Here is a 19,295-nt window from a genome sequence, read left to right on the forward strand (position 1 = left end):
ACGCGTGCTCGTAAACCAACAAGAGCAGTACAAACTCAAACGTGACAAATTGATGATGGGTTCGCCGAGCGATGAACAGATTGAGTTCGCCAAGGCGCGGGGTACGCGCATCCGATTCACAAGTCGGCTTGGGATGAATTCGCGCGGAACGTAGGCCTCAGCCAAAATGAGCGCAAAGCGCACTGCTGCTACATCCTTGTGAACTACGAAGAGTCCGATGAGGAATTGCAGCGTCTGATTGACATGTAGGCTCATGCTGTTCGCGAACTCTTTCCGATAAAGTACCAGCCCATACGGGCGCCTGCCAAGACACACAATGTCACCCTCGGGGGTGCCGTCGCGAAACTGTTCTATGCGGCGGTTAAGCTGTCGTAGTTGCGTTCGGCGAAGTCAGGGTCGTGGGGGTATCGCGGTGAGCCGTCCGTGCGGCTCCAGCAGAACAGCGACCTTGCCGACGCGGGATCCAGTAGCCAGCGCGCGTGCACGTCAAGCGTGTCGTATTGCGGCGATTCATCCAGCGGTCGACATGGTAATGTGCTTGCCGCAGACTTCGCACGCAGGCAGGCGCAGGTATTCGGACAGCTCTCGCTTCAGACAGCGGCGCGTTGCGCAGTGGCGGCTGCAGACGTGGCATCGCATCGTGACCACCCCCACACACGCGGGTAGGGCTCTGCAGCGAACTCTTGTTCTTCGGCCCGGAGGGTCAGGCAGCTGGCCGTCGCGAGCAAAGAACCGGGAACGAATCCCGTGCAGAACCCCACGCTCGAAACGAGCAGGATAACTAAGCAAAAAAGATAATCATCGGTGAGCCTTTACGGGATCAGGTGCGACGGTGCAACTGGCAGGCAAGGGTAGTTGCTACGTCCCGCTCACCCCGCTGCTGCACAGTTGCGCAAAGCACCACTACGGCAAGCATCGCGAGCGTCGAAGCGCAGCGTATCGGATAAACGCCATCACAGGGTACTAGCGTAACGAGACAAGTAAAAACTAAACGGTTCCTACTGCGACGCCAAGCAGGCCGACTGCAGAGATACGCGCTATTGCACAGTGAGTCTTCACAGTCGGCGAGCGTTACGTACTCTGAACGAAGTACGCGTGGCGATTTCCCTGATCGCGAGCAAGAAATCTGGGAGATTCCTATCCTAAGGTTGTGCGTGCTACCATGCGCTGGCAGCGGGGAAGTGGTCTGTGACAAGTGAGATTAGTGACAAGCATGAATATCAATAGCGCGCGCATACTCGACCTTATCGACGAGCGCTACACGTGCGGTTTCAACGGGAAAACTTTCACTGTTGTAATTCGTAGAGGCGTTGGGGTTACCGCGCTGAGCGACTTCGACAACTTTTCGCCTGGGGTCGACGTACATGTCGTGGTCTTGGGTGGAACGGCGAGCGTTGCAGACCAGTTGCGCCAAACGTTTTCGGATGCCAAGAACGGCGATTCGATTCTCGTCTACTGCCAGGTGGGTGAGCGCCACGAAGCTGCGCTGCGTACTCTTTGCGTTCGTCGCCCAAGTTTGACGGCGTCGGCTTGATCGCGCAGTCTTAGTAGTCTTCTCTCAAGCTCCGTAAGGTAGTCGCCCCTTATATGGGCACACCCGTTTGCCAAGGAGAGCTTGCATTCTGACGGTTAGATCGATTGCATCCTTATGTTCGGACCGCAAATTGGGCATGGGCCCTGGCCTTGATGGAATGCACCGGTGAGGTGTCACGGGGCGGCGTAATCGAGCCGGGGATGGGCGGCGTAATGGAGCCAGCAGAAACGGGGGTAAAGCGCAGATTCGAACGGGCTCAAGAATGCGGTTTTTTGCCCGGTTTGGCAACCGCGTTTTCATTGTTTCCTGGCATCGGTTTGGGTTTGCGGAAGCTCTCACCTTCGATCACGACGCGATAGGCGCCGTGGTGTAGCCGGTCCAGCGTCGCGGCGCCCAGGATGCGGTTGTCGGGGAACGCGTCTCCCCATTCGCTCAGATCTAGATTTGACGTGACGATGGAAGCCGCCCGCTCGTACCTGGCGGCGATCAGATCGTGGAAGTCTTCGTCGTGGGGCGGGTGTAGCGGTTTGACAGCGAAGTCGTCGATGATGAGCAGTGGCACGCGCACGAACTGCTGGAACTTGCGCTCGTACAAGCCCGTGGCGCGGGCCGCGTGCAGCTTCTTGAGCAGATCCGTCTGCGAGATGAACAGCACGTCACGCCCCTGCCTGGCCGCGCAGTGACCCAGTGCCTGCGCCAGATGGGATTTGCCGACGCCTGTTCCGCCGACCAGTAGAACGCAGACCTTCTCGTCGATGTAGCGGCCGGTGGCCAGATCGTGGATGTAGGTTCGATTCAGCTTGGGCACCAGATCGAAGTTGAACGTCTCGAGTGTCTTGCCCATCGCGAAGCCGGCGCGGGCAAGCCGTACGCCCAGCTTCTTCGTGTCGCGCCGCGCGATTTCGTCGTGCAGCAGCATGGCGAGGAACTCGGTGTAGGCAAGCTGCCCGTCAATGGCTTCACGGTTTCGCTGTTCGATCGAGTCGAGGATGCCCGAGAGGCGCAGCTGCTTGAGGATGGTGTTCAGTTCGGGACTCGGATTCATGGTCGGCTCAATGGATCAGAAGGGATTGAAGGTCGCGGCCGAAGCGGCCACCGTTCAGGTAGGTATCAGTGGGCGCCGTCGTCGTGGATGGCGCCGCCGCCTCGCTGTCGAGTCCCTTGTCGAGGATCGTCTTGATGGTGCGATATTGGGGGCTGGAGAACGCGAGCGCGCGCTCGCACGCAGCGTTCAGGCGTGCATCGCCGACCTTCTCGCGCAGCCGCACGATGCCCTGGGCGCCGCGCAGGTTCTCAAGCACCGTGTTGTTGAACATCGCGAGGATGACGGCGTGGCAGGCCGGGCCGATATCCTTCGCGCGCGCGAGGCACCACTGGGGATCGTGCTCGAGCCACGCTTGCGCTTCGGGCGGCTGATGATCGCGCACGGTATGGCGGTCCCCGGGCTTGCGTAGCCTCGGATGAGTGGCGACGAGCTCGTGCCGGTGGAACGCCTGCACGACCGTGTCCGTGGCCTTGAGCCACAGTTGCTTGCCCACCAGCGTGAAGGGCACGGAGTACAGCGCCTTCCTGTAGACGACGTGCCCATCCGTATGCACCTTGACCTCAGACCACACAGCCAGTACCGGCGGCACATCGGGCAGGCGCGTGAGCAGCGGCCGCTCGATCGCGAAACGCGTGAGCGGTTGCTCGTGTGTGGTGCCGTGATCGCGCACGCCGGCGCGCTGCATGATCCACTCGCGCAACTGCCGGTTCGCGTCGGCCAGATCGCGGAACTCGCGTAGTGGTACGAAGGACTTCTTGACGTACTTGACTCCGGATTCAACGATTCCCTTCTTGGCCGGGTCGTGCGGCGGACATGGGTCGATGCGGAAACCGTATGCTTCGGCGAGCCCCGCGTAGGAGCGCTGAACCTCAGGACTGTGCAGGCAGTGCCGGATGATCGCGCACTTGGCGTTGTCGATCGTCACCCGGGAAGGACAGCCCCCGAACCATTCGAAGGCACGGCGATGACAGGCCAGCCACGTCTCGACGGTCTGGTCCAGGACGACCTCGGCATACTGGTGCCGGGACCAGCACAGCGTCATCACGAAGATCCACGTCTTGAGCGGGATACCGGACTCGTGCGTGAGCACGGGGCCGACGCCGAAATCAACCTGGGCGGCTTCGGCGGGCGCGAACTCGAGGATCGTCGTTGCCTTGACGACGCGTTCGGCTGCCAGACGGCGCAGCATGCGCTTCACGGCATCGTAACTGCCGGTATAGCCGTGATTGCGCTGAAGGGCTGCATGGATTGTGGTGCCCTGGACGCCGGCGGCGAGCCACTCGCGAACCTGCTCGTGGTACGGCTCAACCGTCGAGACGCTACTGCGTGGCACCTGTCTCGGAACGCTGTTGAGGACGCTGGCGATCTCGGGGTCTTCCGGCATAGGATGCGCCGGATCGAGCCAGCCTCGCGACTGGGCTTCCTGCCGTAGTGCTGCAAGCTTGGCTCGGCCCATCAGGCGTCGCCGCGCGATGTCGCGGTCGGAATCACCGCGTCGCATGCGCACAAGGATATGACGATACTCAAACAATTCGAACCTCCTGTTGGCCATAGGCGCTCCGCACAAAAGAACGGAGCGTACCGACTTGGAAAGTTCGAACTGCGCTTGTGCCCGCTACCGCTGGCGCCACAGGGTGGCTTCTTTACGCCGCCCATGAGGTGGCTCGATTACGCCGCCCCTGAACTGGCTTCATTGCGCCGCCCCTCAGGTGGCCCGATTACGCCGCCCCCGGATTGGCTCTATAACGCCGCCCGCTGACAGTGAGGTCCTCATTTGAACATCGGGCTTGATGCCCGGGCCGACTATCAGGCTTTGCTCACCGAGGTCTGACCTGTATCGCCATCATGCATGCTTGCCTTGTGCAACCGTCGTGTGAGGAGAGGACTTCGAACGATTCGATACACTGCTCATGTCGCGGTAACTGGCGAGCGGTACGCGCGGTTGCCTGCGAGCAACGCCCATGCAATGCGTGCATTCCGGTTGGCCTGTGCCACGGCCGCCTGGTTTGGATGCTTGCGGGCCAACAAATGCTCCAACCAGGGATCGATCGCGGTAGATCCGCGTCGCTGGATTCCCTGACACATACGGACCACCGCGCGTGCGCCGTGAATCAGCAGGGTTCGCAAATACGGGTCACCCCTTTTACTGATGTGGGCCAGACGCTGGTTGCCACCCGAGGAATGCTGTCGGGGGACGAGGCCAAGATGGGGTAATCGAATGAAAGGGACCTCCCCGTCCCGAGGCTGCGGCGGAAGCCGCGAATGTCGGCATCAAAGTGCCATGATGGAGTGTCGAGTATTCATCAACGCCAGCAGGAGGGGAAGTGAACCGCCCCGGGTTTTCCCTCGGGATTACCCACAAATTGTTCGTAATTCTGCGATGGGATGGCTCGTAAACGAAGACGGTGGATGTTAACTTTGGACCGATTCATGATCCGTGATGCTAGGCGTTGACAGACACTCCTGACCTCGATGTTTGGGCAAGTGAAGAGTTTGGTGCTGCCGAACTTGGCGACGCTCGCCTGACCAGACGGCTCGTGACGCTGGCACGCAGACTTTCGATGAGCCCGCATTGCTCTTTTCCGCAATCGTTCAGTGTTTCTGAGCTAAAGGCGGCTTATCGGTTTTTCGATAACTCGCAGGTGGATGTCGATGGTGTGCTGGGTGCGCACATCGGCCAAACGCTGTGTCGTATGCAGCAGGTGCCGGTCGTACTTGCGGTTCAGGACACCACCGAGTTCAATTTGTCTCATCTGCGGGCAACGGAAGGTCTGGGGTATGGCTCCGATCCACACGTTCGTGGTTTCCTGATGCACAGTCTGCTTACGCTCACGCCTGAGGGGCTACCACTCGGCGTGATTGGCATGACGACCTGGATACGTAGGCCGCAGGAGTTGGGCAAGAAACATCTGCGCGGACAACGAAGCGTACAAGAGAAAGAGAGCGCGAAATGGCTCGAAGGTATCGAGCAATTGGGCATACTCAAGACACACTGCCCGCACACGCAAGTCATCGGCGTGAGCGATCGCGAAGGCGATGTATAGATGTGTTCCCAGCACCGCGGCCTACCGGTGTCGACTGGCTGGTGCGCGCGTCGTGGAACCGACGCGTTGCGCACCCCGATCGATACTTGTGGGAAACTGTGCTGGCCTCCCCAGTGCTTGGAGAAACGCAACTGCAAGTGCCTGCACGCGAAAACCGGCAGGCACGCACCGCACGGCTGGTTGTGCGATGCATGCCCGTACGCCTTCGTCCGCCGCAAAATCGTCGTCGCGAGAAGCTTCCTGAAATTGAAGTATTTGCGATTCATGCGTTGGAAACCAACCAAGACAAAGGAGCAGAGCCATTGGAATGGCTTCTGCTGACTTCGGTACCTACTTATACGCAAGCACAGGCCCTCGAGCGTCTGGCATGGTATGCACGCCGATGGACAATTGAATCGTGGCATCGTGTGCTTAAAAGCGGCTGTCGCATTCAAGCCCGCCAATTTGGCAATGTCGAACGATTTGTACGCGCTACCGCGTTGTTCGCCGTAGTAAGCTGGAGAATCCTGTACGCCATGCTGCTTGCACGGCTTGATGGAAACCTGTCATGCGAAGTTCTGCTGCAGCCAATCGAGTGGCAGGCCCTCTACTGCCGTACGCATGGTAGTACCGAAATTCCTGATGAACTGCCATCACTCGCACAGGTCATTTTGTGGATCGCAAGACTCGGTGGCATCTCGCCCGAAAGCGTGATCATCCGCCGGGTCTTACCGTCATCTGGCGTGGCTTTCTTGTTCTGCACGAAATTACAACGATGTACCGAATATTCAGGCAGAACGAATAGCACGATTGCATTACTTGTGGGTAATCCTGAGGGGAAACGCGGGGCGGTTCAACCCTGTCCGACGCGAGCCGTCCTGCCGGAGCGGCGCGAGGCCGACAATACGATCAAGAATGCGTACGCTGACCGCAAATCCGCCTGTCGAATCGGGTCAATTTCAACCAGAGCCGACAAACCGGTTATCTTGCTGCCCGTCATGGCGGTGAGGAAGACAAGCCCACGGTGGCGGCGCGCAGACGGCGATTCACTAACTGCACGACCCACGCCGCCACGACAAATGGTGCGGAGAGTGCCGGCAAGCCATAGTGGCCCGCGAGCTGCTGCAGGGCAACGGACAGCGCGATGCCACCGAGTGTTGCGATCACCCCGCATTCGGCCAGCGCGAGCGCGGCCAGCGCTCCGTTGAAGCCTGACAGGCTGAGACTGAACGACGTCGCGCCCGCATCGAGCAGCAACTGGGAGCCGCTTGCGATGGCTGCGCCAGCAAGTGCCCAGCACGCGGCCCGGCGCGACGCGGCGGCAATCCCGGCCAGCACGAATAACCCTGATAAAGCACCTGACGCGAACCCCGTCTGCGCGAGCCCGGCGAGGACGACAGAGGTAGCGTTCGTGAGCGTGAAGGCATGAGCAGTTGAATTTGGTGCCACAGGCGTGACGGTATTCACGGCGGGTAACCAGATCCACGTCGCGATCAAACAGGGACTCGAGTAAGCGCACAGGCCGTGCGAGCGCAACCAGCGCGTCCACGGTCCCAGCAGACAGACAGGACCCGTCGAGGCCAGAATGGCGATCGCCGTCGCGGTGATGTTAGTCGGGATGAACGTAAAGGCAAGGAGCGAGGCCAGTGCGCCATTGAAGCCATGCAGTCCGATACGCGAGTCGTGGGCGTCGAGACCGGCGCCCGCCGCGCCGATGTTTGCTGTGACCGCGCCCAGCAACGCCGCGAACGCGAGCCGCCGATCGCAGGCGAGCCAAGCCGCGAACATGCATGCGCCAGTGACTGCGTTCGGCTGCAATACGACCTGGCCGAGGCTGCGCAATAACGTACGAAGCGCGATGAATGCTTTCGGGGTGCCGTGCATGGTGCGGGAAGGGTTGGATGGCGCAAGCAATCGGACAGACACCCCTAAGACCACTGGGCCAGTTCGGGCATCCACGGAAATTACAACGACCGGCATCGATCTGGCGAAAAACAGGAATTTTAGTTCGCCGGAGTAATCCTACTATTATCCCGACTGCATCGCGGGGCCCGCGAGAGTGGCTCAACCACCGGCCAGAAGCGCGCGTAGGATACGTGGATTTTCATTGATGCGTCGCCTGCTTGGCCCGCACAGCATGAACATCATGGGCAGTTGGCTGTCGCGTCGTCCTGGCGTGGCAGTCTGGCCCAGCACGTAGTGCGCATGAACGGCCTTGAGCACCGCATCAAAGAATTCTGCCGAGATTCCGCCGGCGCCGGCGCTGCGATTGCCTGATCGAGCCATTCGAACTCGAAATTGCCTTCGGTTGGCTCGAGTTGCGACCACGCGAACTCTGCCAGGCGAACCGTGATTCTGGCTTTCTGGATCTGCCGTGCAGCTTGCTTCTGGAGTGAAATGCTTCTTCTATCGTTCTACTCCCCACTCCAGCTAGTTTGTGCGCCAATTGGCGGGGGAGCTTGTACGGTCGGGGCCGCCGCGTCGATTAAGGCAGCGCGATCCCTGGTGAGTGGGGGATAAATGCGTTCCCGATTGATTGTCTTCTTCACTTTCTTCGCCTGCTGCCCTTGCGCAGCCAGCCTGCGGTCCCAGCCTTCGGTGTAGACCGCACCCCACGGACCAAGATCAAGGATAGTCGTATACCAGTCGATGTCCAGCGGCAACATGGGCAGACCGAGCAAGTCGCAAACGACGTTGTGCCCGGCGAATCGCCCCATTGGGCGGCCGTGCTGGCAAGACATGACGGACGCATGTCCACCATTGAAAAGCGCGCGCGCCGCGTCGCCTGACGCAAATACGTCGCGGATGCCTTCGACCTGCATGTATGCGTTCACGGGAACGCGACCGAACGCGTCGTGTTCGACAGGAAGACATTTCGTCAAGGCACTCGCACGCATTCCGCCGCACCACACGATCGTCGATGTTTCGATTCGCTTTCCATCGGCGAGTGTCAGCCCTTTGCTGTCCACCGCCCGAAGCTCCATGCCCGGCATCAACTCGACGCCAAGTTCGGTGAGTGCGTGCTCGATGACAGGTTGCGCACCGCCCATGGCCGAAGCGATCTCCGGCGCGCGATCCGCGAGGATCACGTGAACGTGCGGACCGTCGATCGGGGAATCTCCACGAGATGCAGCGAGGCTGCGCAGTCTGCCGGGCAATTCGGCCGCGATTTCAATTCCAGTCAGGCCGGCGCCAACTACGACAGCGGTCAGACTCCCAACCTTTCCGGAAGTCACGACCTTTTCAAGGTGCTGTTCCAGCCGCTTCGCTCCCGCGTAGGTATCTACGTCGAACGCATGGTCGGCGAGACCGGGAATCGGCGCGTAAGCCAGCTGGCTTCCTGATGCCAATACGAGCTTGTCGTAGGGGATCGATCTGGAATTGCCGTCGACCTTCACGGTGACACGCTTCTCCGATGGATTGATGTCCGTCGCTTCCCCTTTCATCCATTCGACGCCAACCGGATCGAGCACATCTTCGAGAGGAACCAGCATCTCCTCGAGATTCTCTTCGTAATTCCGAACCCGAATGCTGTGATTGGCCGTCGGATTCACCAGCACCACTTCGACTTCCGGGTTCATGTTCTGTTCGTCGATCTTGCGCGCGGCCCCCAGGGCGCTCCACAAGCCGGCAAATCCGCCGCCAATTATCAATATTCTCTTCATGATGATCTTCTGGATAAAAAATATTGAAACTAAACCGTTGTCAACCGGAAATTGCCCCCAGTAGCACAGGTTGCCCAGTCGCTGCCAGGTCAAAGCTGGCACAGCTTGTGCCAGGGCAGGGACTCGTATAGACTTTTAACTACGATTTAATGAATCCTGGTTAAGTATGTCCCATATCAGTTCTGGGGTCGAATACGGTCTGCATTGCCTCCTGTATCTGACCCACTCCGACGCGTGCGCCGCAGAAGCGAGTGTGCGCGATCTCGCCGAATTGCAGGGCGTTCCTGCCGATTATCTGGCGAAGCTGTTTACGAAACTCGCGAAAGCGGGGCTCGTGGTCTCCACCGAGGGCATCAAGGGCGGTTTCAGGCTGGCCCGGGCTGCCAGTCGCATCACTGTCCATGACGTGGTAATCGCTATCGACGGGGAGAAAGCCTTGTTCGATTGCCGAGAAATCCGTACCCGCTGCGCGGTATTTGGCGACGAGGTACCGGCGTGGGCCACGCGCGGTGTCTGTTCGATCCACGCGGTGATGCAGACAGCGGAGAAGGCCATGCGCGCGGAGCTCAAGCGGCACACGCTGGCCGATCTCGCCCAGCGCACCGAAGACAAGGCTCCAGCCGCCTACGGTACGCAAGTCGTGCAATGGTTGTCCGATCGGGCCACTAACCGGCGCGGCGAAAAAGCCGAACCGGCAAGCGGCCGCAGCCGCAAGCGTGTCTGATCAGGCCACCACAACGAGGCGCGGATCCGCGCTGGCCAGTGCTGCGGCACGGTCGGCGCCGCTTGGCGGATAAATCCACACGCTGTTGATTTCCGTCTTCAGCTTCTTTGCCTCGACGCCGGTCAGCTTGACCTGGCGGTCCCAGCCTTCCGTATAAACCGCACCCCACGGCCCGAGGTCGAGGCAGGTCACGTATTTGGGCTGGCAGTACGGAATGGGCTCTTCTCCCAACAGGTCTGCCGTCACGTTGTGGCCTGCCGAGCGGCCCAGGCTGATTGCGTGCTGGCAGGCCATCATCGTGTGGTTGCCTTCATCGTCGGTGGCGGCACGGGCGCAGTCACCTGTCGCATACACGGCATCAACTCCCTTGACCTTCAGGTTGCTGTCCACATGCAGACGTCCGAAGGCATCTCGCTCGGCGGGGATCTGCGCGGTGAGCGTATTCGCGCGGGCGCCTGCGGTCCAGACGACGGTGTCGGCCTCGATGCGCTCGCCGCTTTCCAGCGTCACGCCTTGCGCGTCGATCGACGCCACGCCCGAGCCGAGCTTCCATTTCACGCCCAGTTCGGTCAGTGCCTGCGTGATGACCGGCCGCGGGCCGGGACCGAGGTCCGGACCGATCGCATCGTTGCGCTCGACCATGATGACGTTCACGTCCGCATCCTGGCCGAGAACCTCGCGCAGGCGGGCGGGCATTTCCGCCGCGGTTTCGATGCCGGTAAAGCCGGCGCCGGCGACCACCACCGTATTGCGCCCGGCGCGTACGGGGCGGTTTGTCAGGCCATGCAGATGGGTTTCGAGCCGCGTTGCGTCGGCGATCTGGTCGACGTTGAACGCATGCTCCGTGAGGCCGGGAATCGGCGGGCTGAACAGGCGGCTGCCAGCTGCCAGCACCAGGCGGTCGTAGCTGAGTTCCTGGCGCGAGGTGTCGGCACCGCTGCCTTCAACGGTCACTTTCCGTTTCTCGACGTCGATATGTTCCACCTTGCCCTGAATGAACTGGACGCCGACGGTCTTGAAGAGATCCAGCAGAGGGGCTTTCATTCTGCCGGGGTTCTGTTCGTACAGGCGAGGGCGGACGTGCAGGGTGGGCTCGGGTGCGACGAGGGCGATTTCCACGTCGGTGCGCCCAACCATGTCGAGCAGACGCGCCGAAGCCAGAGCGCTCCACAAGCCGGCAAAGCCGGCGCCGATAACGAGAATGCGTTGTTTCATGTTTGATTGCTCCTGATTGGACGATCGCAAGTGAGGGGCGGCATCACGGGTGCCGATAACTACGATTCTATGTGTCGCAGTTATGGTGTGCAAGCTTTTTTTCCAACCGGAAACCCAGTCAGTGGGATCCGAGATCGGCCATTCACACAGGATTTGCCGCACGCTCTGGCCAGAGAGACGGCTGCGCGGCTTACAGTACGCTTCGCAAACGCCGAACGGCTGCGGCAGCTTCTTCGGCGGTTGCAAAGTTGGCAAAGCCCATCAACAGGCCGCCGTGCGGCGATTTGCGCATCCGCCAGCGACTCAATGCCTCGACAGCGAGCCCTGCGGCTTGAGCCTCCGCCGACAGGCGCCTGTCGCTTCGCCGGAGGGGAAGATGAGCCAGCACGTGGATGCCTCCTGCCTGCGGCTGGACATGCAGGAGGCGTCCAACCGTTTGTGCCAGAGCATCGATCAGATAGCCTCGCCGTTCTGCATAGAGAAAGCGCATTTTGCGCAAGTGCCGGGCGAAGTGCCCCTGCGCCATAAAGTCAGCGACGATCGCCTGAGGCAATATGGAACCGGAGCCGGGAAGATGGTTTGCCACATCCCTGAACCTCCCGACGAGCGCCTCGGGAACGACCAGATATGCTAGCCGCAGGCCGGGAAACAGTACCTTGCTGAATGTGCCGGTGTAGAGAACCCGTCCATTACGATCCAGACTCTTTAGCGCAGGCAGAGGGTGGCCGTGGTATCGAAACTCGCTGTCATAGTCATCTTCGATGATCCATGCACATTGGTACTTTGCCCACTCCAGCAGTTCCAGTCTTCGTGGCAATGACAAGGCCACCCCCGTGGGGCTTTGGTGGGTGGGCGTGACCACGACAAAGCGCGCCCGCGTGGCGCTTTGCTGACCCAGTGCGATGTCCAGGCCTTCATCATCGACAGGCACCGGTGCGAGGTGCATTCCCGCCCGTTCCAGGTACTCCCGGGCGTATATGTACCCCGGGTCCTCGTACCAGCCCAGGTCTCCCGGCTGTAGCACGGTATGGCACATAAGTTCAAGGGCGCCCCGGTAGCCCGCCGTCACGAATACCTGCTCATGCGAGCACGTGATACCCCGGGAGATCTCCAGATAGGTCGAGATGGCGCGTCGCAGTGGGGCGTATCCCGCGGGGTCGGGGTAAGTCATGGCCGCCGTTTCCAGGCTGCGCAGATTGCGTCCGGCCAGGCGCGCCCATATCTTCCGCGGGAACGCATCCAGTGCGGGTAGTTCGAGCTGGAATGGCGGCACGTCACCCGATACGGCTTTCGGACGGAAGGGCTCGTGAACGGGATGAACGGCCGTCCTGGCCGTGCCCCTATCGGTCAGGTTCGCTAACCGGGGGGAAACAATGGTTCCCGCGGCGCCTCGCGTCACGAAATACCCCTCGCTAGCCAGCATCTGGTAGGCCATTTCGACCGTGCCACGTGCCAGGTTCAGCTCACTGGCGAGGCTGCGCACGGACGGCACGCGATCTCCGGGTTGGAGCTTGCCGGTAGCAATCGCTTCCCGGTAGCGCCAATACAACTGCTGGTAGATCGGCGCATCTTGCTCGCCGCTCGGCTTCAGGTGCAAATCCATTGGCAATGTCCCATTAATTCAGTCAGTTTTTGGCCCTGTCGAGTAGGCCATGATTGCCCTAAATTATGGCCTGAACGGATAGACAACGAACACGGACACCCATGAGCACCTTTCGACTGAGTCTCATTGACGCCGATCAGCACTATCAGGCTGCCTTCGGCGTCATGCGCGAATTGCGCCCGCATCTGACCGATGCCGCCACGTTCTCCGCGCAAGTGCGTCGTCAGGCCGAACAGGGATATCGCCTGCTGGCTGCGTGGCAAGGCGATCAGGTTAAGGCATTGGCGGGCTACCGCCTTCAGGAAAACCTGCTTTACGGGCGCTTCCTCTACATTGATGACCTGATTACAACCTCCGATGCGCGCGGCCATGGCCTTGGTGCCAGGCTGATTGATGCCTTGCGCGACGAAGCACGCAGGCAAGGCTGTGCGAACCTTGTCCTTGACACTGGGCTGGGCAATTCGCTGGGACAACGCTTCTATTTCCGTCAGGGTCTTCTGGCGACCGGCATGCATTTCCGCCAGTCGCTATAGGTCGCGCGCGGCACGAATTCGACCTCGTTCCAATAGTTTCCCTTGTTGCTGGAGCCTGTTTATGAGTATCCCAAAACGTCTGCCTTATCACACCCTTTCGCCCGAAGCCTACCGTGGGTTCGCCGCGACGAAAGTCGCTCTGGAGAAAAGCAGCCTTGGCAAAGAGCTCATCGAGCTCGTCTGGCTGCGCATGTCGCAGATTAACGGCTGCGCTTACTGCCTGGAAATGCATGCAAAGGTGCTGCGCGCCGGTGGCGTGCCGGATGGCAAGCTGGACAGTCTCTCGGGATGGCATGTGAGCGAGTATTTCGCCGAACGCGAGCGTGCGGCACTGGCCTGGACGGAGGCGCTGACGCACGTGGACCAGACCCATGCACCGGACAAGGACTACGAGCCCCTCAAGGCGCATTTCAGCGATGTCGAAATTTCGGATCTGTGTTTCGCCATTGCATTGATGAGCGCATTCAACAGGCTGGCGATCGGAATGCGGCAATAACGAATGGCGCGCAGCTCACGGACGATCTACCTGCAATACATTTGCGCTGCGGAATGGTTGTTCGGTGATGGACGATCTCGAGCATGCGCGCCAGTCTGCCAGCGCGAAGTCCGATAATCTCGTGGCGAGGATCCAGTAAACAGCGACTACATGAATCGGAGTTATGGGATATACTTCCCGTGTGGAAGCAAGAGAGAGTCCCATGCCTGTGTTGAGCCGTTTCGCTGAAGATGACGCCGGGTGGCCCGGCAAGCTCGGGCGCGCAGGCCGGAAAATCAATCACCTGGAAGCGTCATGGACCTGCTGCGAAGCATAAGAATCTTCAAGCGGGTAGCGGACGCCGCGAGCTTCACCGCTGCAGCCCGGCAACTGGAGATCACCACCGCACAGGCCTCGCGTGCCATTGCGGATCTGGAAGTTCATCTGCGCACGAGGCTACTGCACCGCACGACGCGTCGCGTCGCGATAACGGAGGCTGGTAACCGGTATTTACAGCGCTGCGGCGAGATTTGCACGCTGATGAACTCTCCGAAGTCGAAGTCCGTGCGGCGCAGTCTTTGCCGGTGGGCGTGCTGCGTATTCACGCGCCATTGAGCTTTGGTCAGGCTTATGTGGTTCCCGCGTTGGTTCGCTATCTGGAGGTCTATCCCGATGTCCGCGCCGATCTGAAGCTTTCCCAGGAGACACCGGATTTGATCGATGAGGGCTTCGACGTGACCTTGCAGGTCACAAGCACGCAGTTGCCCGATTCGGCCTTCGTCTCCACGCGTATCTGCACGATGCCCAGTGTCCTGTGTGCTTCGCCCGCCTATATCAGGCGCGCCGGCACGCCACGGGACGTGAACGATCCGGCCACGCATACCTGCCTGCAGCTTGTCACGCCGTATTTTCCGGTCAGTCGCTGGCAGTTCTCAGGTCCTGATGGCTCGATGGAAATCGCATTACCGCCGGGGCGATTGCGTGTGAACTCTCCAGAAGCACTCGCAAGCGCGCTTGCGTATGGCGCGGGTATTGGGCCGCTGCCCATGCCCGCTGCGGTGCCGTTGCTTGCGAGCGGCAAACTCGTCCGTGTGCTGCCCCAATTCGAACTGCAGGGCATGACCATTTACGCTGTGTACGCTTCACGAAAGTATCTGGACGCGAAGATCAGGACATGGCTGGAATGTCTGCGTGCGTACGTGGCTGGAGAGGCCGGCGCGGATGGTGTCTGGAAAACGGGTTCGAACGCTTCAGCCCCCGGCGAGTATGGTGGAAGGTTTGTGGCGCATGGGCGCAGCGTAAATGTCTGAGTGCCTGGGCACGTTGCCCTATCACATGTTCGGCCGAGCCGGCTGTGTGCGTGAATAACGCGACGATGACGGTCTACGTGTCGGGTTTCAGATCGGGGAGGCTTGTACTCGTCATGCAGGTTTCCGTTGCCTGAACAAACCGAGGATATTCAAGAGATTTGAAAAGCGTAACAGCGATAATTGTGGTCGCTGTTATATGAAGCGGACTGGAAATTCTGTGTCCAACCGAGTTGCGGCGCTCCCGCCACCAATCGGGATAAAGCCACTGGAGAGGGTGTCATGAAAATTCTGCACATCGATTGCAGTCCAAGAGAAGACTCGCATAGCCGAAAACTTTCGGCTGCGATCGTCGCACGACTTTTCGCCATGCATCACGATGCGTCCGTCATGCGCCGCGATCTGGGTCGGAACCCCATTCCCCATACGGAGGCCGGTTACGCAATGGCCTTGTCTTCGCCAGGTGCGCTGGCTTCCACGCAGGCGGACGAGGCTACGCACCTGTCGGAGCAGTTGATCGGGGAAGTTGAGGCCGCGGATATCGTTGTCCTCGGGACGCCAATGAATAATTTCACTGTGCCTTCTGTACTTAAAGCCTGGATCGACCAGATTCTCCGGATGGGCCGTACGATTGGTGCCTCGCCGACAGGGGAGAAAATCGGCCTGCTACAGGACAAGCCGGTTTATATCGGTATTGCTTCTGGAGGAGTCTTTACCGGCGACCGGGCGAAACAGCCAGACTTCCTTATCCCTTATCTGAGGGCTGCGTTTGGCTGCGTGGGGTTGAAATCCCTGCAGTTTTTCCCCCTTCAGGGAACAGCGTTCCTCGACACTGACAGGCTGGCTACGCATTGCGATGCGCTGGTCGCGAAAATGGATACGACGGGGATCGACGTTGGTCTGCGAAATTGCGCCAGGTAATTGGTCGTGTATGACACTTCTACGCTGTCAAATCAATTGACGAAACGACGGATATTCCCGGATCACACAATGTTCACCAGAAATGAGAATACCATTAGCGGTACCGGGCGCCCGGCGATACGCGGCATTGACCCGACGGTATTCGTTGCACCATTGGCGGCGGCAGGCTACCCCTTCCTGTTAATGCTTTTTCATGGGATTGTCGGGTCCCCAGGGTCGAAACCGGGAGCATCCGATATCGCCGCTGCAGCACTCGTGCTTTTGCTTTCGTTTACTGTCCCCGTTCTTGGTATTGCTGTCGCATGCCGGCCGCTCATCCATACCGGTTTTCGTCGCCTTGCCTACTTCAGCGTAGTCGCGCCGACCTTGTATGTCTTCCTCGGCGTTGTGCAGACCCTGCTGAGCAGTCCCATCCCAGATCAATGGCTCTGGTGTGTCATATGGTTCGCGGCAGTCCTGTCTGCGTTCCGCTTTGCTGGCAGCGAAACATGCTCTGGAGTCACGCCTCGGCTTGGGAAGTGGCGGATCGCTCACGGCGCGAGTGCCGCGATCCTCTGCGTTTATGTACTGTTCCATCTGGGGAATCATCTGGCCGGGTTGATCGGCTCCAGCACGCATGCCGCGGTCATGGAGGTCGGCAGGTCAGTCTATCGGGCCAGATTCGTCGAGCCTGTGCTGGTCGCCGCTTTCCTGTTCCAGATCGTTAGCGGACTCTACCTGACCTGGCGCTGGAGCGAGACAAGGCACGATTTCTTTCGTACTTTCCAGATCGCGTCCGGTGCCTATCTCTCCCTCTTCATTCTCGGGCATATGAACTCGGTTTTTATCTATGCGCGTTGGTATCTTGGTATTCCGACCGACTGGAATTTTGCAACTGGCGCCCCAACAGGTCTTATTCATGACCCGTGGAACGTTCGCTTGCTTCCGCATTATGCGCTTGGCGTCTTCTTCGTACTGGGGCACCTCGTTGCAGGTTTAAGAGTCGTACTTAACGCTCATGGTGTGGACCGGCGCATCGTAACCAGGATCTGGTTTGCCGGCGTTACCGTGGGTGGCGTGATAGCTGTGGCCATTGCCGCGGGAATGTGCGATGTGAGGATATAGGGTATCGCGGTCGGGGGCTTTCAGGCAGGATGCTTTTGCGCAAAGCACCTTGCAGCTGTGAGAGGCGCGAGAAGCCGTGTGTATATCAATGGAGGATTTCATGGGCAACACATCGATGAATCTGCGGTTCCTGGTTGCGTGTGCGATCGCCAGAGAGGCGGGGCAATTGATACGTAAGCGTTTCCTTGCTCGCGACGACGCATTGAGTTTCGAGTTCAAGGGTCCTCAAGACTATCTGACCGAAACGGACGCTGAGGCCGAGCGCTTGATTGCGGCGCGACTGGCTGAATCGTTTCCCTCCGACGGTTTTTTCGGCGAAGAAAGTGGCGGCGAGATGAGCGATGACGTCTGGATCGTCGATCCGATCGACGGGACTGCGGATTTCGCACGCGGCGTTCCGTATTTTTGCGTGTCGATTGCGTTTGTCCGACGCGGCAAGGCGGAGATTGGTGTGCTGTACGACCCAATGCTCGACGAGTTATTTGCTGCACGCCGAGGACACGGCGCTACCGTGAATGCGAAAAAAATTGAGGTCAGGACGATAGCCGATATACGGCAGTCGGTTGTCGAACTCGGGTGGTCGTCGCGTGTTCCATTCGAACCGTATGCAAAGGTTCTCGAGAAGTTGCATTCGCTGGGCGCAGGTGTGAAGCGGCGTGGGTCTGGCGCGCTCGGAATTGCCTATGTGGCCATGGGGCGGCAGGATGCTTACTGCGAACTGCATATCAATGCATGGGACGCGGCGGCGGCAGTCCTGATCGTCGAAGAGGCCGGTGGCTGGGTCAATGATTTCCTCACGCAAGAATGTCTGGCGCAGGGCAATCAGGTGATCGCATGCGCGCCGGGACTTCGTGGATGGATGGAAACTTTGCTGAACCCTTGATGCGACATGTTTCGCGCCATTCGCGCAGAACGCTGTGATAAATCCCGGCGAGCGAGCGGCGCGGTACGTTATCGCCCTTCGGCGTGGTCATTCGCTGAATCGCGTTATTGAGTTCAAAAAAACAGAAAGCGATTGCTGACGTTGAGACAGTTCAACGGGTGCCCCGGCATGCCGCCTCGGACGTACTTTTTCTTCTGCCACCGATCATCTCCCGTGGTGGTCGCCATGATATGTTCATCAAATTAATTTCATTTAGTCAAGTTTTTTCGAAAGAGGAGTTGGCTATCCAGAATGCATAGGTGTGCAAGGCTGGCATACGAACGAACCGTCCGCCGCGTTGCATTATCCCGGAATCCCCGACACGAGCCACAGGAACTCATCTCGCGTACAGAGGATCCCCTCACGCCAGTACGACGGGCTCCCAAACACGCCCGACTCCCCGGGGAGGCGAGCCGATGCTACACAACATCGATGGCAACCGGGCGTCACGTTCTCGCGGGCCATGGCCAGTTTCGCCAGCCGCGTCACGAGTTCTGGTAGCGTTTCGAAACGCTGTGCGTCGAGCCTTGCAGATATCGCCGCCGCAAGGTGAACAGGATGTTTGCGTTGATGCCATTGTCGCGACCAGTTTTTCGACTGATGCCAGGCTCGCAAGCGGCTGCTGTAGTCGTTCAGGAAGCGCCCGGGTGTAATTCGGGCGCCTCGTTCGGGAACCCGGCTTCTTCTCCGCACACTGTGCAAAGTGGTGTCTATCAGGCTGGAAATGATGGGCATCACTTTGCGGGCGCCCTCGGTTACCGTCGTCTATAACGCGCCGGCGCGGGACCAGTTGCGCCGCTTATGAGACGCCCGCGGTTGTGCGCTTTGTGCGTCTGCGGGAGGCGCCGAACGATGATCCAGGCTCTGTCCTAATCCAGGCGCGAGCGCAAACGGATCGTCGCTGTACTTGCCTGAATCGAATCTCTCGCCGTCCGTCGGCCATCCGGTACAGCCGAGTGGGCGCCCCTGCTCGTTCATCGCTTTTGCGGCCCAAGTCAACCTCGACCGTCGTCAGTGGAAGCTAGCCCCGGATGCAAGGTGGTAGTGGACTGCGCACGCCGGCTGTTGCGTCCTGCGGGCGGGTGGGGCGATGTCAACTCTGATCTCGCGCCATGCATGCCGGTAGTTGTACGACAACATATCACAAAATGCCGATGAGCGTCACAGTGGGAGCGCAGTAATCGGCGATATATCAGTGGTTGATGGTCTGGTAAACACCAATTT

18 protein-coding genes and 3 pseudogenes are annotated in these 19,295 nt (G+C 59.6%); 11 read left to right on the forward strand and 10 right to left on the reverse strand.

What is annotated here, in order from left to right:
- The first annotated feature begins 1,213 nt into the window (after positions 1 to 1,213).
- A complete protein-coding gene (locus AB4Y35_RS36815; RefSeq protein WP_368708296.1) occupies positions 1,214 to 1,534 on the forward strand; it encodes a hypothetical protein in 321 nt (106 codons plus the stop codon).
- A 256-nt stretch (positions 1,535 to 1,790) separates the two neighbouring features.
- Here the strand turns inward: AB4Y35_RS36815 and istB are convergent, their stop codons facing one another.
- The 3 genes and pseudogenes from istB to AB4Y35_RS36830 all read right to left on the reverse strand — a co-directional run.
- Complete coding sequence (gene istB, locus AB4Y35_RS36820; protein WP_368708297.1) at positions 1,791 to 2,579, reverse strand: IS21-like element helper ATPase IstB; 789 nt, start codon at positions 2,577 to 2,579, stop codon at positions 1,791 to 1,793.
- A gap of 7 nt (positions 2,580 to 2,586) precedes the next feature.
- Complete coding sequence (gene istA, locus AB4Y35_RS36825; RefSeq protein WP_368708388.1) at positions 2,587 to 4,110, reverse strand: IS21 family transposase; 1,524 nt, start codon at positions 4,108 to 4,110, stop codon at positions 2,587 to 2,589.
- 377 nt (positions 4,111 to 4,487) lie between these two features.
- A pseudogene (locus AB4Y35_RS36830) lies at positions 4,488 to 4,784 on the reverse strand (transposase); the annotation flags it as partial.
- A 245-nt stretch (positions 4,785 to 5,029) separates the two neighbouring features.
- Between AB4Y35_RS36830 and AB4Y35_RS36835 the strand changes: the two are divergent.
- Together AB4Y35_RS36835 and AB4Y35_RS36840 are read left to right on the forward strand one after the other, a co-directional pair.
- Complete coding sequence (locus AB4Y35_RS36835; RefSeq protein ID WP_368708298.1) at positions 5,030 to 5,623, forward strand: transposase DNA-binding-containing protein; 594 nt, start codon at positions 5,030 to 5,032, stop codon at positions 5,621 to 5,623.
- A pseudogene (locus AB4Y35_RS36840) lies at positions 5,530 to 6,240 on the forward strand (IS4 family transposase); the annotation flags it as partial. The gene AB4Y35_RS36835 and the pseudogene AB4Y35_RS36840, both read left to right, overlap by 94 nt.
- Positions 6,241 to 6,598: 358 nt before the next feature.
- Here AB4Y35_RS36840 and AB4Y35_RS36845 read toward each other — a convergent pair.
- From AB4Y35_RS36845 to AB4Y35_RS36860, 4 genes and pseudogenes are all read right to left on the reverse strand, one after another.
- On the reverse strand, positions 6,599 to 7,486 hold the full coding sequence (locus AB4Y35_RS36845) for an urea transporter (protein ID WP_368708299.1): 888 nt from the start codon (positions 7,484 to 7,486) through the stop codon (positions 6,599 to 6,601).
- A 180-nt stretch (positions 7,487 to 7,666) separates the two neighbouring features.
- A complete protein-coding gene (locus AB4Y35_RS36850) occupies positions 7,667 to 7,888 on the reverse strand; it encodes a hypothetical protein (protein WP_368708300.1) in 222 nt (73 codons plus the stop codon).
- A gap of 35 nt (positions 7,889 to 7,923) precedes the next feature.
- Positions 7,924 to 8,001 (reverse strand): annotated as a pseudogene (locus AB4Y35_RS36855) (hypothetical protein); the annotation flags it as partial.
- A gap of 15 nt (positions 8,002 to 8,016) precedes the next feature.
- Entirely contained in the window at positions 8,017 to 9,369 is a 1,353-nt protein-coding gene (locus AB4Y35_RS36860) for an NAD(P)/FAD-dependent oxidoreductase (protein ID WP_368708301.1), read from the reverse strand.
- A gap of 64 nt (positions 9,370 to 9,433) precedes the next feature.
- Here AB4Y35_RS36860 and AB4Y35_RS36865 point away from each other — a divergent pair, with 64 nt between their 5' ends.
- Positions 9,434 to 9,991 carry an Rrf2 family transcriptional regulator gene (locus AB4Y35_RS36865; protein WP_368708302.1) on the forward strand — a complete coding sequence of 186 codons (558 nt, stop codon included), beginning with the start codon at positions 9,434 to 9,436 and terminating at the stop codon, positions 9,989 to 9,991.
- Here AB4Y35_RS36865 and AB4Y35_RS36870 read toward each other — a convergent pair whose 3' ends face one another.
- Positions 9,992 to 11,206 carry an NAD(P)/FAD-dependent oxidoreductase gene (locus AB4Y35_RS36870; RefSeq protein ID WP_368708303.1) on the reverse strand — a complete coding sequence of 405 codons (1,215 nt, stop codon included), beginning with the start codon at positions 11,204 to 11,206 and terminating at the stop codon, positions 9,992 to 9,994. It lies immediately after the preceding gene.
- 190 nt (positions 11,207 to 11,396) lie between these two features.
- Positions 11,397 to 12,809: a PLP-dependent aminotransferase family protein gene (locus AB4Y35_RS36875; RefSeq protein WP_368708304.1), complete on the reverse strand. Its 1,413-nt coding sequence runs from the start codon at positions 12,807 to 12,809 to the stop codon at positions 11,397 to 11,399.
- 101 nt (positions 12,810 to 12,910) lie between these two features.
- Between AB4Y35_RS36875 and AB4Y35_RS36880 the strand changes: the two genes are divergently transcribed.
- The 7 genes from AB4Y35_RS36880 to AB4Y35_RS36910 all read left to right on the forward strand — a co-directional run bounded on the left by AB4Y35_RS36880 (position 12,911) and on the right by AB4Y35_RS36910 (position 18,032).
- Positions 12,911 to 13,342 (forward strand): GNAT family N-acetyltransferase, encoded by a 432-nt coding sequence (locus tag AB4Y35_RS36880; RefSeq protein WP_368708305.1) that lies wholly within the window; start codon positions 12,911 to 12,913, stop codon positions 13,340 to 13,342.
- A 61-nt stretch (positions 13,343 to 13,403) separates the two neighbouring features.
- Entirely contained in the window at positions 13,404 to 13,838 is a 435-nt protein-coding gene (locus AB4Y35_RS36885) for a carboxymuconolactone decarboxylase family protein (RefSeq protein ID WP_368708306.1), read from the forward strand.
- Positions 13,839 to 14,132: 294 nt separating this feature from the next.
- The gene (locus tag AB4Y35_RS36890) at positions 14,133 to 14,432 is read left to right on the forward strand and encodes a LysR family transcriptional regulator (protein WP_368708307.1); all 300 of its coding nucleotides are present in this window, start codon (positions 14,133 to 14,135) and stop codon (positions 14,430 to 14,432) included.
- Positions 14,348 to 15,127 (forward strand): substrate binding domain-containing protein, encoded by a 780-nt coding sequence (locus tag AB4Y35_RS36895; RefSeq protein WP_368708308.1) that lies wholly within the window; start codon positions 14,348 to 14,350, stop codon positions 15,125 to 15,127. Before AB4Y35_RS36890 ends, AB4Y35_RS36895 begins: the two co-directional genes overlap by 85 nt.
- Before the next feature lie 279 nt (positions 15,128 to 15,406).
- Positions 15,407 to 16,045, forward strand: a complete 639-nt coding sequence (locus AB4Y35_RS36900; RefSeq protein ID WP_368708309.1) for an FMN-dependent NADH-azoreductase — start codon at positions 15,407 to 15,409, stop codon at positions 16,043 to 16,045.
- A gap of 69 nt (positions 16,046 to 16,114) precedes the next feature.
- Positions 16,115 to 17,149 (forward strand): hypothetical protein, encoded by a 1,035-nt coding sequence (locus AB4Y35_RS36905; RefSeq protein WP_368708310.1) that lies wholly within the window; start codon positions 16,115 to 16,117, stop codon positions 17,147 to 17,149.
- Positions 17,150 to 17,249: 100 nt separating this feature from the next.
- Positions 17,250 to 18,032 (forward strand): inositol monophosphatase, encoded by a 783-nt coding sequence (locus tag AB4Y35_RS36910; protein ID WP_368708311.1) that lies wholly within the window; start codon positions 17,250 to 17,252, stop codon positions 18,030 to 18,032.
- Here the strand turns inward: AB4Y35_RS36910 and AB4Y35_RS36915 are convergent.
- A complete protein-coding gene (locus tag AB4Y35_RS36915; protein WP_368708389.1) occupies positions 17,944 to 18,165 on the reverse strand; it encodes a hypothetical protein in 222 nt (73 codons plus the stop codon). The two genes, AB4Y35_RS36910 and AB4Y35_RS36915, sit on opposite strands and share 89 nt — an antisense overlap.
- Positions 18,166 to 19,295 lie beyond the last annotated feature (1,130 nt).

The sequence above is a fragment of the Paraburkholderia sp. EG286A genome, from assembly GCF_040965375.1.
Taxonomy (GTDB): domain Bacteria; phylum Pseudomonadota; class Gammaproteobacteria; order Burkholderiales; family Burkholderiaceae; genus Paraburkholderia.